Origin of the sequence: Cytobacillus citreus, assembly GCF_018343665.1 — a bacterium.
In the GTDB taxonomy this organism is placed as follows: Bacteria; Bacillota; Bacilli; order Bacillales; family Cytobacillaceae; genus Cytobacillus; species Cytobacillus citreus.
Window position 1 is genome coordinate 644,289 of sequence record NZ_JAGYPM010000002.1, and the last position, 14,816, is coordinate 659,104.

Below are 14,816 nucleotides of genomic sequence, written 5' to 3' on the forward strand. Positions count from 1 at the left end.
TTTTCAAATAAATCAATATAATAAAAACTGAGAGGTGATTCATGTGTCAGAAAAAATCCTAACAGAGGAAAAAAATTTAACGCAAAAAGGCCAGGAAACAAGAGAGAAGTTATTATGGGCGGCAGAAGAGGTTTTTGGGCAGAAGGGATATTATGAGGCTTCCATCGTGAATATTGCTCAAGAAGCGAAGGTGGCTCAAGGGACATTTTATAATTATTTTCCTTCCAAAAAGGATATTTTTGACGAGCTCATTCGCTTGTATAGCCGTGAATTACGTTCGGCGATCAAGGAGGAAATGGGTCAGGCTGCTACTTATGAGGATGCACAGCGAAAAGGGTATCAAGCATTTTTTAACTGGGTAAGAAATCATCGGAATTTGTACAGCATTGTTCAGCAAGCAGTTGTCGTTGATCAAGAATTATATCGATGGTATTACGCAAAGCTTGCGAATGGATTTTTAAGAAGCTTGTCATCAGGTATGGCTGCAGGCGAATTTAAAGAGCTTGACCAAGAGACGGTTGCCTACTGCCTCATGTCCATTGGCCAGTTTTTAGGAATGCGCTGGGTTTATTGGGAAAAGCAAGATGTGCCTGAAGAGGCCTTTGATGCTGCAATGACATTAATTTTTGAAGGGCTGAAAAAACAATAGAGAGGATGAGAATACATGCAGGGCATTGCTTATTGGATAGAAAAAAGAGCGCAAATAAATCCGGAGCGCATTGCCGTTATCTCAGAGAATGAGCAAATTTCCTACAAAGAAATGGAGCTGCGGGTAAGGGCTGTTGCTTCTTTTCTAGAACAAAGCCTTGGAATGACAAAGGGAGATCGTATTGCGATATTGTCGCAAAATAGCTTAGAGTATATAGTCTTGCTCTTTGCGATTGCAAAAATAGAGTGTATTGCTGTCCCACTTAACATTCGATTAACTGCAAACGAGCTAATCTTTCAATTAAACGATAGTGAAACAAAGGTTTTATTTGCCGAAGAACCATTTCTGCAAATGGCAAAATCATTACAGGAGCAAACAAAGATAGAGGATATTGTTCCAATTGAGTCCATATCCCATTTTGAATGTCCCTTAAACTATTCTTTTTCTAGCATAAATGAAAGCGCTCCCTTTATTATTTGCTACACATCCGGGACGACTGGAAAGCCAAAAGGCGCTGTTCTAACGCAAAATAATATGTTTTGGAATGCGATTAACAATATGCTGTCAATCGACTTAACTTCAAAAGATCGGTCGATCGTATTACTTCCTCTCTTTCATATTGGAGGCATTGGGCTTTTCGCTTTCCCTTCTTTATTTGCAGGAGGAACCATTATTATTCCGGGTAAGTTTGAACCTATTAAAGTACTTTCTATGATAGAAGAGCATCGGGCAACCATCGTCATGGGGGTACCTGCCATACATAGTGCCTTATTAGCTTGCCCGTCTTTCAATACGACAAATCTTCAAACTGTACGATGGTTTTATAATGGCGGTGCCCCGTGCCCACATGAACTTATTCAAGCTTTTACAGATAAAGGCTTTTTATTTGGGCAAGGATTCGGCATGACCGAAACATCTCCTACAGTCTTCATGCTCTCAGAGGAAGATGCCAAAAGGAAAAAGGGCTCGATTGGTAAACCAGCTATGTATTGTGATTACAAGCTGGTAGATCCACAAAGGTGTGAAGTGGGGAATGGTGAGGTTGGTGAATTAATCGTACGTGGGCCAAATGTTATGAAAGAGTATTGGAATCAAACAATCGCTACGAATGAAGCTATTAAAGATGGCTGGCTTTATTCAGGAGATTTAGCCAGAACGGATGAGGAAGGTTTTGTATATATCGTTGGCAGAAAGAAGGAAATGATCATTTCTGGTGGAGAAAATATATATCCCCTTGAGGTCGAGCAGGTGATTAGTCGGCTTTCAGAGGTTGTGGAAGTTGCGGTGATTGGTGTTCTAGATCCTAAATGGGGGGAAGTGCCTGTCGCTTTCGTAGTAAGAAATAAAGAAAGCAAGTTGTCTCAAAATGATATATTGGAGCATTGCAGACAATTTTTAGCAAAGTATAAAATCCCAAAGGAAGTAGAATTTTTAGAGGAATTGCCTAAAAATGCAACGGGAAAAATTCAAAAAAATCGCCTAGTACGAACTAGAAATGAGGTGTAAGAATGACATCATATACAATTGGTCAGCATGCATCATGCAGCAAAACGATCACAGAAACTGATTTTGTTTTATTTGCAGGCTTAAGCGGTGATTTTAACCCTATTCATATTGATCATGAATATGCAAAAAAAACAAGATTTAATCAGCGTATTGCCCATGGATTATTAACATCAAGCTTATTATCACAGCTTTTAGGTGTGCATTTACCTGGAAAGGGCTCTGTGTACATGGAACAAACCATTCGTTTTACAGCGCCAGTTTTTATCGGAGATACGATTACTGCATCGGCTATCGTTCAAGAATACTTGGAAGAAAAGAGGATCCTCAAGCTACTGACGGAATGTCATAATCAAAAGGATGAGCTTGTCTTGACTGGGGCGGCTACAATGAAGGTTCCTAAGGAGGGTGGAATGATATGACGAATATTGGGATTGAAGCAACGAATGTTTATTTTCCAAAAGGGATCGAAACAGCAGCGGTCTTAGCAGAAAAAACAGGCATTCCTGAAAATATCATTATTGAGAAGTTTGGTTTATTTCAAAAGCATGTAGCAGATGATACCATGCATGCCTCAGACTTAGCGATTGCTGCAACTAGGCCAATTTTATCTAAGGTAGATCCATTATCCATTGATGTTGTAATCTATTTCGGTAGTCCGTATAAAGACTATCAAGTATGGTCATGTGCTCCGAAAATACAGCATGAGCTTGGTACAAAGAACGCCTACGCTTTTGAAATTATGAATGTAAGTTCATGCTTTCCAATCGCATTAAAAGTTGCTAAAGACATGCTTAAATCGGATGAGACGATTGAAAATATATTACTTGTTGGCGGGTGTAAAGAATCGCAAATAATCGATTACGATAATCCGCGCTCCCGATTTATGTTTAACTTCGCGGATGGAGGAACTGCCGCCTTAGTGAAGCGTGGAGCCACAATGAGTGATATTTTAGAAAGTGCTATCATAACCGATGGATCGTTTTACGAGGATGTCAGAGTTCCTGCAGGAGGATCTAGGCTTTTTGCCAGTTATGAAACAGTTGAAAAGCGGCAGCATTATATTGATGTGCCAGATCCTTTAAGCATGAAAGAACGCCTGGATCCCGTATCTATCCCTAACTTCGAGCAAGTCATACGAAAGTCACTACAAAAAAGCGGTCTAACTCCTCAAGATATTAAACTTCTGCTTCCACTGCATACAAAACGCTCGATGTTTTTAGATTTATTACAATCCTTGAATTTACCCGAAGAAAAAGCGATATATCTAGATCACTATGGGCATATGTCTGCACTTGATCCTTGCATCGGCCTGCATATTGCTTCCGAACAAGGAAGGCTAAAGCCTGGTGATATTGCCGTAGCTGTCAGCGCGGGAACTGGCTATACATGGGCCGCTACCGTTATTGAATGGAAAGGTTAATTAAAAAAATGGTTCATTCCTGTTAATCCCGCATTAACGGGCAGTAAGACCCCTACCTCAAGATTGAGAGAGAAGGGAGGAAGATAGGTGGGGGCAACTGCCCGTAAAAGCCCGATTGGTTCAACTAACCACCAGTGGGGGATGAAAAAAACCCCCACTGATGGAAGTTTCACTTTATCGCTTACCAATCTATTGTACATCTCATGAAAATATGATAAATTAAAAATATTGTTGTTGTTCGTTTTCAGGAGGTGGACTTCATGCTTCATACAGTATTAATCGTATTATTAGCTATCGTATCTGTTGGATTGATTCTTGTAGTACTTCTCCAATCTGGTAAAAGTGCTGGTCTATCTGGTGCCATTTCTGGGGGAGCTGAGCAGCTTTTTGGAAAGCAGAAAGCGCGCGGTCTTGATTTAATTCTTCACCGTATTACGATCGTTCTTTCAGTACTTTTCTTTCTTTTAACGATCGGAGTTTCTTATTTTGCTTTGTAAAATGCCTGGCCTTTAGAGGGTCAGGTTTTTTTAATGAGAAAAGAAAATATAACTTTTCGAGTTAGAGAAATGTCTAGCTACAGCGCCTACCCCCTCGAGGTCACAAGCCAATCCTCCCAGAAAGGTAAAGAACACCTTTCCGTGAGGCTCGTCTTGTGCTTGTCGGGGGTGTGCAAGGCGCTTCCGCTTTTCGTTTTTATGCTTTTCATTGGATTGTTCACGAACGGTTTGCTAAAAATATAGATATATACTATTAATCAAACGATTGATTAAGATAAATTTTTACATAAAGGGAGTTCTACATAGATGAAAATTGTTGCACCAAAGCCGTTTACTTTTGGAGATGGAAAAAGAGCTGTATTACTGCTACATGGATTTACAGGAAATACAGCTGATGTGAGAATGCTGGGACGATTTCTCGAAGGAAAAGGCTATACATGCCACGCGCCTTTATATAAAGGGCATGGTGTACCACCCGAGGAGCTAGTTCACACGGGACCTGAGGACTGGTGGAAGAATGTAATGGTTGGATACGAATTTTTGAAAAATAAAGGACATGAAGAAATTGCAGTTGCGGGTCTTTCCTTAGGCGGCGTATTTTCCTTGAAATTAGGATACACTGTACCTATAAAGGGGATTATTTCAATGTGTGCCCCTATGTATATTAAAAGCGAAGAAGTAATGTATGAGGGAATTTTGCAATATGCAAGTGATTATAAGAAGCTTGAAGGGAAAAGCGAAGAGGAAATCGAAAAAGAAATGATAGAATTCCGCAAGACGCCAATGAATACATTAAAGGCTCTTCAAGGTCTGATTGCAGATGTGCGAAAATCTGTAGATATGATTTATTCCCCGACCTTTGTCGTTCAGGCTCGTCACGATCATATGATTAATACGGATAGTGCCAATATTATTTATAACGAAGTAGAATCTGATTTGAAGGATTTAAAATGGTACGAAGAATCTGGCCATGTCATTACGCTTGATAAAGAGAGGGACCAGGTTTACGAAGATGTTTATCAATTTTTAGAGAAGCTTGATTGGGAAGTGTAATAGAATTTTTCGCAGATTACGTGGCGCTCTGAGCGTGATTAGTTCAATTAACAATAAGTGGGGGATGAAGGAACTCCCCACATACTGAGATTTTACAGAATAAACCTTCGAAAGGGAGGGAGATCGTTAATGGAAAATAATATTCAACAAATTATGGATAAGCTCCTCAATCATATGAAGGATGAGGCATACAAGCCCCTGACTGTACAGGAAATGGAGGAAGCATTCGGAATTGTGGATTCATCCGACTTTAAAGATTTTGTTAAAGCATTGGTTTTGATGGAGGAAAAAGGTCTTGTCGTGCGGACAAGAAGCAATCGTTATGGGTTGCCGGAAAAAATGAATTTAATCCGCGGAAAGCTATCAGGGCATGCAAAGGGATTTGCTTTTGTTATACCGGAAGAGCCAGGCATGGATGATATTTTTATTCCACCGAATGAAACAAATAACGCGATGCACGGAGATATCGTTCTCGCTCGCGTCAGCTCAGAAACCTCAGGTCAAAGAAGAGAGGGCACGATTGTCCGTATACTCGAGCGCGGCATCCAGCAGATTGTTGGAACATATACGGAGAGCAAGCATTTTGGCTTTGTCTTGCCAGATGATAAAAAATTCGCAAGCGACATTTTTATTCCGAAAAATGCATCCCTAGGTGCTGTTGAAGGGCATAAGGTAGTTGTGAAGCTGACGACTTATCCAGAAGGAAGAAAAAGTGCAGAAGGGGAAGTTATTCAAATCCTTGGTCATAAAAATGATCCTGGTGTGGATATCCTTTCTATTATACATAAGCATAGTCTGCCAATGGCTTTTCCAGATGAAGTGCTTGATCACGCAAATAACACACCTGAAACGATTGAAGAAAAGGATTTGGATAACCGCCGTGATTTACGAAATGAAACGATTGTCACGATTGATGGCGCAGATGCGAAGGATTTAGATGATGCCGTTACCGTTACAAAATTAGAAAACGGTAATTATAAGCTTGGTGTACATATTGCTGATGTAACACATTATGTTACTGAAGATTCACCGATTGATCGGGAAGCTTCTGATAGGGGAACGAGTGTGTATTTGGTTGACAGGGTGATTCCAATGATCCCTCACCGCCTGTCAAATGGCATTTGTTCATTAAATCCGAAAGTAGACAGGCTGACATTATCCTGTGAAATGGAGATTACCTCTACTGGAGAGGTCGTTTCTCATGAAATCTTCCAAAGTGTTATTAAGACAACTGAGCGGATGACGTATTCAGATGTGAATAAAATTTTAGAGGATCAGGATGAGGAGCTGCTAGTACGGTATGAGCCGCTTATACCGATGTTTCAACTAATGGGAGAACTTGCTCTGATTTTACGAGAAAAACGAATGAAACGCGGCGCGATTGATTTTGATTTTAAAGAAGCAAAAGTCATCGTGGATGAAGAAGGAAAACCAAGTGATATCGTGATTCGTGAGCGCTCTACAGCTGAAAGACTCATTGAAGAATTTATGCTTGCAGCTAATGAAACGGTTGCAGAGCATTTTCATTGGCTGGATGTTCCCTTCATCTATCGAATCCATGAAGATCCGAAGGAAGATAAGCTGAGAAGGTTTTTCGAATTTATTATTAACTTCGGTTATATCGTTAGAGGAACAGCTAATTCCGTGCATCCTCGCGCATTACAAGAAATTATTGAAGAGGTCCAAGGAAAGCCTGAAGAAATGGTAGTTTCAACCGTGATGCTGCGTTCGATGCAGCAGGCGAAATATTATCCAGAAAGCCTTGGTCACTTCGGACTTTCAACGGAATTCTATACGCATTTTACTTCGCCGATTCGTCGCTATCCAGACTTAATTGTCCATCGATTAATCCGGACTTACTTAATCGATGGGAAGCTTGATCCGGCAACACGCGAAAAATGGAATGCCCTTCTCCCTGATATTGCTGACCATTCCTCCAATATGGAGAGAAGAGCGGTTGATGCTGAGCGGGAAACAGATGAGCTGAAAAAAGCGGAATATATGGAAGACAAAATTGGGCAAGAATATGATGGAATTATTAGCTCTGTTACGAACTTTGGGATGTTTGTCGAGCTGCCGAATACGATTGAAGGCTTAATCCATGTTAGCTATATGACGGATGATTACTACCGTTATGATGAACGTCATTTAGCGATGATTGGGGAGCGTACAGGCAATGTCTTCCGAATCGGTGACGAAATTACGGTAAGGGTCGTAAAGGTAAATAAAGAAGAGCGCTCGATTGATTTTGAAATTGTCGGCATGAAAGGAACACCTCGCAGAAGAGAATCCAGAGAACTGCCGAAGATTATTCGCACAGGCAGCAGTGAGCGCAAGCCTCGAAAAGGAAAGACTGAACAAGGTCAAGGGAATAAAAAGAATGGCAACAGTTCAGGAAAAAGCCCGAGAAAGAAAAAGAAGTATTATGAAAATGCACCAAAAGCAAAGAGAAAAAATAAAAAGCGGTAGCTAAAATTTTCGGGAGCCTTTGTGGTCAAAGGCTCTCTTTTCAATCTGATGTGTTCTACTGAAATGTGGAATAAGACCATTTTTCGAGGAAAACTAAGTGTTGAGAGGTCAGATTAGTGAGGAAACAGACCACATTTCCAGAAAACCATGAGAGAAATGGTCAGATTAACTAGGAATCAGACCATATTTCATGAAAAACTAATGAGAAGTGGTCTAATTAACGAGGATTTAGAACTCTTCATTATAAAATTAGTTTTCTGTGAAATAGCAGAGATCATTTTTCTTGGCACTGCCTTAAGATTGAGAGTATGACGGCATTTTGCTAAAATAAAGCCAAGCTTCTTAATATGAGGTTACTAATAACTCTTTTTGCGATTTGGCCCCCAAAAGGTTTTTTCGCTAATAGAAAAGTTAATGTATTAATGTGATGTACGTCTTAAATCTAATATCTACAATTATAAGCAAATAAAACTACGGCATTCGCCGAGTTTTTCGAATCGCAGTAATGAGGCAAGGGGGAGTTACAATGCCAAAGGGTATGGGAAAAATGGTTGCCCAAAATAAAAAGGCTTATCATGATTATTCAATAGAAGAAACGTATGAAGCAGGGATTGTTCTTCAAGGAACAGAAATTAAATCGATTCGAGCAGGAAAAGTAAACCTAAAGGATTCTTATGCAAGAATTGAAAAAGGTGAAGTTTTTTTAATCGGAATGCATGTCAGCCCTTATGAGCAGGGAAATCGATATAACCATGATCCGTTGCGAACGAGAAAGCTGCTTCTCCATAATAAAGAAATTAGCAAGCTGATCGGTGAAACAAAGGAAATTGGCTATTCGATCGTACCATTAAAGCTTTATTTGAAAAATGGCTATGCGAAAGTCCTAATCGGCCTTGCAAGAGGAAAGAAGAAATACGATAAGCGTGAGGATTTAAAGAAGAAGGAAGCAAAGCGTGAGGTAGAGCGAGCCTTCCGAGAAAGACAAAAAATGTAATTACAAAAACTTACAATTGAAATTGTTGTTCAATATGTTATAATAATATCTGTCACGAGGTAGTGACATAAACTTAGCTCAGCTATACTTGAGCATTCCGCTAGTTGTCAGCGTGCTGAATAAGATTCGACGCAGACCTATTACAATGGGGACGCTACGGATTCGACAGGGATAGTTCGAGCTTAGGTCGCGAGTCGAGGGGATCGGCCTCGTTAAAACGTCAAAGCCTATAACTGGCAAACAACAAAACAACTTCGCTTTAGCTGCTTAATAGCGCTTAGCGGTTCCTCCCTCCATTGCCCATGTGGTAGGGTAAGGGACTCACTCTAAGTGGGCTACGCCGGATTCCACCGTCTGAGGATGAAGGAAGAGAACAACCAGACTAGCTGACCGGACGCCTGTCGATAGGCAAAAGGATCAGCGAAGCGCGAATATGTCGACTACACTCGTAGAAGCTTAAGTGCCGATATTTCTGGACGAGGGTTCGACTCCCTCCGTCTCCACCAAATACATATTTGGTGGTTTTTTATTTTTATGTGTGACGTAAAGCATAAAATTTCCGTTTGGAAACTTTATGCTTTATTTTTTTTTTAGGAAATTTTATGCTTGATTATTTATTATAAAGTTTAATTATTTCTTATTGAACTAAAGCTACCCGTTAGCTTAAGTACAATATTTCACAATCTGCTTTGTTCCTAAAAAATGCGATGCTTTAATTAGGCATTTAGTAAAAATCATATGGCTATGTTTTTAAAATTTATTCATAAACAATTTTCAGAGAGTCAACTTTATACCCCTCAGCAAGGGCATGGAAATTATGCTGTGATTTTTGTGCAGAGGTTTTCGCTAGATACAGTGTCCCTTCCTTGCCGTTAACTTCTATATAGTTTACAAGGTATCCTTTTTTTACATATATATACCAATTACCATTTAATTCGAGCACCGTTGTTTCATTTGTTTTCTTCCTTGCTTCCTCCCATTGTCCCTTTAACTCTTCAGGAATTAACTCATCAATATTACCAGTTCTTATCATAGGTCCTTCTTGGTGTAACATATTATTATTTTTATACCTTTCTAAATTCGGTGTAAATTTTTTACTGTCAATTGGCACATTAACCTCCAGTTTTGTGGGGTGTAAGTAATCTACAATATCGCCATTAGCGTTATAAGTCTCATACTTAACTAAAATCCCTGTATCCTTATCCACCCAAAAGCGGAATGATTGGAAATCTCTATGGTTTTTAGTCCCTTTTATCACAAGCGTGTTATGACCAAGTAATTCCTCATTTTGTTTTTCTATTTCCCATTTACTTAAATCTCGTGTATAGTTTGAGGCAATCTCATAAGGAAACAAGGTTTCATTTGCAGTCCCAAATGGGGGTCTTTCTCTATAATTGGTTAGGGGATTTCCATCAAAAGCCGTTGAAAATGCTTGATCTAATCTTAGTGTAGTTCCTCTTTGTTGGCTGCCTTCCATTACTCGTGATTCCATATAGGTTTTTGAGGATTCATTTAGCGACCATAGAATTCCATCTTTATAAAATTCTTGAGAAGAAATTTCACCAGTATCAAGTGTTCTTTTGCCATATCCTCCTGGCTCATGTTTTAAGCTAATAGCATATTCAACTATTTCATAACCTGGATTAAAGCTATAATGGATTTTATATTCGCCTCTAGCTGTTTCAAAATAATCTACCGTGTTGATCATTTTAGTTAAGATCTCTTCTTTAGTCATTTCATCATAATTTTCATCTTGCTTAGGTGGTATATATACCGTTTTCTGATTTAAAGGTTTATTTAATGATTCTTGCTTATTTTCCTTTTGCTCATTAGCTTGTTGAGCTTCTGGTCCATTAAATAAATTTAGCTGCGTTCCAACAAAATATGTGATACCTAAAAACATGATAGAAACGACTGAAATACTAAGCATAAAATTAAACTTATTTTTCAGTGTAGACACTTGTTTTTGAAATTTAGATTTTTTAATCGAGTTCAAAACTTGTTGATACTGCTTATCATCAAAATAAACATCTCTTAGAATGGTGTCATCCATTTTTTCTTTTAAATTTTCCAATTTATTTTCCACTAAGTGCCCACACTCCTTCATAACTTTCTTTTAATTTCTGGCGACCACGATGCAATCTAGTTTTAACAGTATTGGGATTAATCTTTAACATGTCCGATATTTCCTCAATTAAAAAACCCTGATAATAAAATAAAATAATGACCTCTCTTAATTTCACTGGCAGCTCTATTACCTGTTTTGATATTAATTCATTTTCCTCCCCACCCAAAAATTGATTTTCAAGAGAAATATTTGCTTGTTTAGGTCTAAAAAAGTCAGTAGAGTACAAATTCTTAAAGGACCAGCTTTTCAAAACATCTTTACATCTGTTCACAGTAATTCGTATTATCCATGTTTTATAAGATGATTCATTTCGAAAGGTATCCATTTTTTCATAGCACTTGATAAATACATCTTGTGCCACATCCTCAGCCAGTTGTTTTTGTTTCAAATAAGTATAAGCTATTCTAATAACATCATTGCCATAAGCCTCCATTAACCATTTGAGCTTTTCTTCTCGGTTTAATTTATTTATGAGTTCTGAATTTGAGTCATCTACTAGGTCGATCATTTTTCTCCTCCAATCCTTATTTTTATAATTAGACGATCCGATTTTTATAAAGGTTCTATTTTTGATTTTTCATTAAAAAATCTTAAGATAATCAATTTGTTATCACTTAAAAAAGCCACCAAAAATGGCAGCAGTTTAATTTGGTTCAATTCAATATTACCTTCTTGAGACTGTGTTTGGAATAATTTTCTTATTCAACTAAACTGCTCCGTTAGTACAATAACTTCAACAAAATAGGGGACTTCTCCTTCTTAAAGGAAAGCCCCCTTTACTATAAGTACAGATCTTCACAAACTTGTCTTTCAATTTGTTCATTTTCTGACTAGTGCTAAAATTAATGTATTAAGAATTGAGATATGGTGGGGGTAACTATGAAATTTCTGTTTGATTATGATGCGTTAGAAAAAAATACGAGGAAGAGGTTTTTAAAATTCAGGCTTATATGCAATCCCCTAATTATATGAAGGTTTTGCACAGTAAGGTCAACGAAAAAGGCGTTAATCCTTAATGGATTAACGCACACGAGTTTCACTGCTAAATAGAGAGAACTGCTCGGATTTTAATAAGGTCACTACTCATCTCATCAGTCCTTCTCTGGAATAAATATCGCTAAATGCAAACTCGATAATGTAGTTAACAGCGGCAACTGTTGACGATTGCATCCCTGACAACCCAAGGTGGAGTGGAGTCAGAACTTTATGCCCGTCTTCACGGGGCTCTTAATGTTGGTCTTATACAACAGGTAGCTTGCGTTGAATAATATTAATCTGAAAACAATCACTCTTTTTTATAATAACTAAGCTAGCATTTCTAGATAGAAGAAACTATTCTGATCAATCTTTTTTCAAAATAGTTTCTTTTTTTTGCTGCTAAATAAAGCTTTCTGCAATCCTTTTAATTAATCTTTATTTCAGAGCTACATAAATAGTCTTTACTTCTTGTTATATTTAATGTATCTACATTTGCATTCCATATTTCGATAACGGCTGAAGCATTCAGAATTTATAATGTTTACAGATTAGTCATTACGATATGTGAGGAGGTGAAAAATGAATACTTTCAAATTTACACTGTTACTACTCTTAACAACATTTTTAATGGGCTCTTCTTTTGCTATAGGTAAAATAGGTTTATCTTATTCATCCCCGTTGTTATTAGCAGCATTGCGTTTCACACTTGCCGGATTCATAATGGCAGCAATCGTTATCATGTTAAAAAGACCTCACCCAACATCTAAAGGACAGTGGATAAAGATGTTTATTATTGGTACTTTCCAAACAGCTGGTGTTATGGGGTGTATTTTCTTGAGTTTAGGAACCATTACAGCTAGTGAATCCTCAATTCTTACATTTACTAATCCTTTACTTGTTGTTGTATTCAGCACAATCTTTTTACAAGCACGCTATAAACTTTATCAATGGATTGGTGTTTTTTTAGGGTTAGTAGGGGTAGTTATTACAATGGGAGCACAAATTGAATTTAATATTGGCATTCTTTTTGGAATTCTTTCAGCTGTTTTTTGGGCAATTTCAACATTATTAGTTAAAACATGGGGAACGTCTTTCGATACTTGGGTTCTATCCGCTTATCAGATGTTTTTTGGTGGATTACTACTTTTACTTGCTAGCTTTATTCTAGAAAAGCCGTACTTCATTTTGACTGTTAATTCATTGTTCATTTTATTATGGTTAAGTATTATGTCTTCCATTGTTCAATTTGCTGTCTGGTATTACCTTCTACAAAAGGGGGATCCAGGAAAAACAAGTGCTTTTTTGTTTTTGGCACCTTTCTTCGGTGTATTATCTGGTTGGTTATTATTAGGGGAGAAGTTATACCCTTCAATTATAATTGGTGGCTTGTTTATAATTAGTGGTATCTATCTTGTAAATAGAAATTTTCAACAGAAAAATAATCTAGTTAAAAATACTTTACAAATAAATAAATAAATCAGTCTAAGCGTGAAATAAAAATTGACTGAAGGAGGTATATATATAACAACAATCCAATTGATTCTAAGGATTCAGGTGGAAATCTAAAATTTTTCAATTGTGATAATTGGAAACATTATGAAATTTATAAATATCGACCTTTATTTTCCCATAAGAAACTTTTTAAATCTCTTTTTAGGATTTTTAGAAAAAACAACGTTAGGGTTATTACTAGTTACCTATATCTTTGTGTGAAATGTTATTTCTTGTAAATAATGAAAGCTTTTTTGTAAATGAAAAACACCATCTTAATTTAGGATTTTTAATGTAAAGTGATAATAAAGTTATTTAATTTTGATCTAAAAATATAAGAGCCTCGCTACAAATCATATTGTAATAAGGCTCTTTAAAGTTGTTTAATTTCTAACCATTTAAATGTGTTTGTAGACAAAAATTAATAATAAAGTTGTTTAATTATTGTGCTTTATTTATATTTATTCACCAAGATATTGCTTTTTTTATATCTAAATTAAATACATCTAGGAATAATCCAAACAAATATTTACTTTGGTCTTCTCCACCACAAAATTCAGGTAATAAAGCAACAGTTACCATACCTCAATCCCACATATATTTCTTAATATGTTCTAACTCTCGTCGAGAAGGTTATCCATTTTAGAAAGACCATTAACCACAGCTCGTGGCGATGGGAAAAGTTATATCTATTCTATTTTTAATCCCAAATATGCTCAGATGGCTTTAACGATACTTCGAACGTACTACAACTTTTATTTCCCTTTTAAAACGAAAGATTGAAAACGCGAATTGATGGCTACACCAGCTCAACGTTTAGGAATTACGGAGAAGGTATTTGATTTAAAAGATATTATTTACCTAAGATAGTCTACCTTTAAATATTAGGTTTACTTTTACTGAGGTTTTTGTAATATTCTGTTAAAATATAGGTAATAGATAAATTCGATTGGTTATAAGGGTGTTTGGTGTTAATTGTAAATAAGGTAAATATATTTCTATGAGGAGGGTTAATAATGAAAGTTATAAGGATATTATTATCAACAATAATTAGTATTGTATTCTTGAGTGGTTGTGTAAACGAAGGAGAAATCAGTAAATCTACTGAAATTAATATACCATACGTTAATGACTATACTTTTTTAAATGTTCAAGGGGTTGAAGAAGGTGGAATAGCTTCTAATTCAACCAGTAAAATTATTAACGATGATAAAAAAATTAAAGAGTTCATTAGTAAGATAAATAAAATGGAGGTAATTAAACCTCCAAGTAAAGAATTGACTGAAAAAGTTAAAGAGTTAAATCTAATAGGAAATTACATTTTTACTTTATCAGACAAAGAAACAATGGATAATAAAGTGTATTCAATGAATTTTTTTAAGGATGGTAGTATTCAATTCCAACATCCTGATAAAAAGGAAATCGTATATCTCTCAAAAGAAAAACATCCTGAGTTGCTTAAAGAACTTAAAGAATTATTAGAATTAACGTACTAAAGAGCATCGAATTTGATGCTCTTTATCTTTTAATAAATAACAACAATATTAATTAACCTAGCTAATTGAAAAAGAAAAGATAAAGAAACGCTCTGATTTATTCGCTCAGAGCGTTTTTCTATGCTAATTATTATG

General features: G+C 36.7%; 12 protein-coding genes, 1 other RNA gene and 1 pseudogene. 12 read left to right on the forward strand and 2 right to left on the reverse strand.

Features of this window, described 5'->3' with window-relative positions; genetic code table 11:
- Positions 1-43 precede the first annotated feature (43 nt).
- The 9 genes from KHA94_RS09195 to ssrA all read left to right on the forward strand — a co-directional run bounded on the left by KHA94_RS09195 (position 44) and on the right by ssrA (position 9,094).
- The gene (locus KHA94_RS09195) at positions 44-649 is read left to right on the forward strand and encodes a TetR/AcrR family transcriptional regulator (protein WP_213101832.1); all 606 of its coding nucleotides are present in this window, start codon (positions 44-46) and stop codon (positions 647-649) included.
- A 15-nt stretch (positions 650-664) separates the two neighbouring features.
- Positions 665-2,155, forward strand: a complete 1,491-nt coding sequence (locus tag KHA94_RS09200) for an o-succinylbenzoate--CoA ligase (RefSeq protein ID WP_213101833.1) — start codon at positions 665-667, stop codon at positions 2,153-2,155.
- A 2-nt stretch (positions 2,156-2,157) separates the two neighbouring features.
- A complete protein-coding gene (locus KHA94_RS09205) occupies positions 2,158-2,574 on the forward strand; it encodes a MaoC family dehydratase (protein ID WP_213101834.1) in 417 nt (138 codons plus the stop codon).
- Entirely contained in the window at positions 2,571-3,575 is a 1,005-nt protein-coding gene (locus KHA94_RS09210) for a 3-oxoacyl-ACP synthase (protein WP_213101835.1), read from the forward strand. Before KHA94_RS09205 ends, KHA94_RS09210 begins: the two co-directional genes overlap by 4 nt.
- 260 nt (positions 3,576-3,835) lie before the next feature.
- Positions 3,836-4,072: a preprotein translocase subunit SecG gene (gene secG, locus KHA94_RS09215; protein ID WP_213101836.1), complete on the forward strand. Its 237-nt coding sequence runs from the start codon at positions 3,836-3,838 to the stop codon at positions 4,070-4,072.
- A 306-nt stretch (positions 4,073-4,378) separates the two neighbouring features.
- Positions 4,379-5,125 carry an alpha/beta hydrolase gene (locus KHA94_RS09220; RefSeq protein ID WP_213101837.1) on the forward strand — a complete coding sequence of 249 codons (747 nt, stop codon included), beginning with the start codon at positions 4,379-4,381 and terminating at the stop codon, positions 5,123-5,125.
- 129 nt (positions 5,126-5,254) lie between these two features.
- On the forward strand, positions 5,255-7,594 hold the full coding sequence (rnr, locus tag KHA94_RS09225) for a ribonuclease R (RefSeq protein ID WP_213101838.1): 2,340 nt from the start codon (positions 5,255-5,257) through the stop codon (positions 7,592-7,594).
- A 526-nt stretch (positions 7,595-8,120) separates the two neighbouring features.
- On the forward strand, positions 8,121-8,588 hold the full coding sequence (gene smpB / locus KHA94_RS09230) for an SsrA-binding protein SmpB (RefSeq protein ID WP_213101839.1): 468 nt from the start codon (positions 8,121-8,123) through the stop codon (positions 8,586-8,588).
- A gap of 147 nt (positions 8,589-8,735) precedes the next feature.
- Positions 8,736-9,094, forward strand: a transfer-messenger RNA (tmRNA) gene (gene ssrA / locus KHA94_RS09235).
- Between the two features lie 251 nt (positions 9,095-9,345).
- Here the strand turns inward: ssrA and KHA94_RS26485 are convergent.
- Positions 9,346-10,674 carry a sigma-E factor regulatory protein RseB domain-containing protein gene (locus tag KHA94_RS26485; protein ID WP_213101840.1) on the reverse strand — a complete coding sequence of 443 codons (1,329 nt, stop codon included), beginning with the start codon at positions 10,672-10,674 and terminating at the stop codon, positions 9,346-9,348.
- A complete protein-coding gene (locus KHA94_RS09245; RefSeq protein WP_213101841.1) occupies positions 10,664-11,224 on the reverse strand; it encodes a sigma-70 family RNA polymerase sigma factor in 561 nt (186 codons plus the stop codon). The genes KHA94_RS26485 and KHA94_RS09245 overlap by 11 nt, the downstream gene beginning before the upstream one ends.
- A gap of 1,049 nt (positions 11,225-12,273) precedes the next feature.
- Here KHA94_RS09245 and KHA94_RS09250 point away from each other — a divergent pair.
- The 3 genes and pseudogenes from KHA94_RS09250 (at position 12,274) to KHA94_RS09260 (ending at position 14,681) form a co-directional block, all read left to right on the forward strand.
- Entirely contained in the window at positions 12,274-13,170 is an 897-nt protein-coding gene (locus KHA94_RS09250) for a DMT family transporter (RefSeq protein WP_213101842.1), read from the forward strand.
- 642 nt (positions 13,171-13,812) lie between these two features.
- A pseudogene (locus KHA94_RS09255) lies at positions 13,813-14,055 on the forward strand (insertion element protein); the annotation flags it as partial.
- 146 nt (positions 14,056-14,201) lie between these two features.
- Positions 14,202-14,681 (forward strand): hypothetical protein, encoded by a 480-nt coding sequence (locus tag KHA94_RS09260; RefSeq protein ID WP_213101843.1) that lies wholly within the window; start codon positions 14,202-14,204, stop codon positions 14,679-14,681.
- Positions 14,682-14,816: the final 135 nt, after the last annotated feature.

Bases quoted from the DNA above. Each gene is read 5' to 3' on its own strand.
- KHA94_RS09200 (WP_213101833.1), top strand. From the start codon at position 665: ATGCAGGGCATTGCTTATTGGATAGAAAAAAGAGCGCAAATAAATCCG.
- KHA94_RS09205 (WP_213101834.1), top strand. From the start codon at position 2,158: ATGACATCATATACAATTGGTCAGCATGCATCATGCAGCAAAACGATC.
- KHA94_RS09245 (WP_213101841.1), bottom strand. From the start codon at position 11,224: ATGATCGACCTAGTAGATGACTCAAATTCAGAACTCATAAATAAATTA.
- rnr (WP_213101838.1), top strand. From the start codon at position 5,255: ATGGAAAATAATATTCAACAAATTATGGATAAGCTCCTCAATCATATG.
- smpB (WP_213101839.1), top strand. From the start codon at position 8,121: ATGCCAAAGGGTATGGGAAAAATGGTTGCCCAAAATAAAAAGGCTTAT.
- KHA94_RS09220 (WP_213101837.1), top strand. From the start codon at position 4,379: ATGAAAATTGTTGCACCAAAGCCGTTTACTTTTGGAGATGGAAAAAGA.
- KHA94_RS09260 (WP_213101843.1), top strand. From the start codon at position 14,202: ATGAAAGTTATAAGGATATTATTATCAACAATAATTAGTATTGTATTC.
- KHA94_RS09250 (WP_213101842.1), top strand. From the start codon at position 12,274: ATGAATACTTTCAAATTTACACTGTTACTACTCTTAACAACATTTTTA.
- KHA94_RS09210 (WP_213101835.1), top strand. From the start codon at position 2,571: ATGACGAATATTGGGATTGAAGCAACGAATGTTTATTTTCCAAAAGGG.
- secG (WP_213101836.1), top strand. From the start codon at position 3,836: ATGCTTCATACAGTATTAATCGTATTATTAGCTATCGTATCTGTTGGA.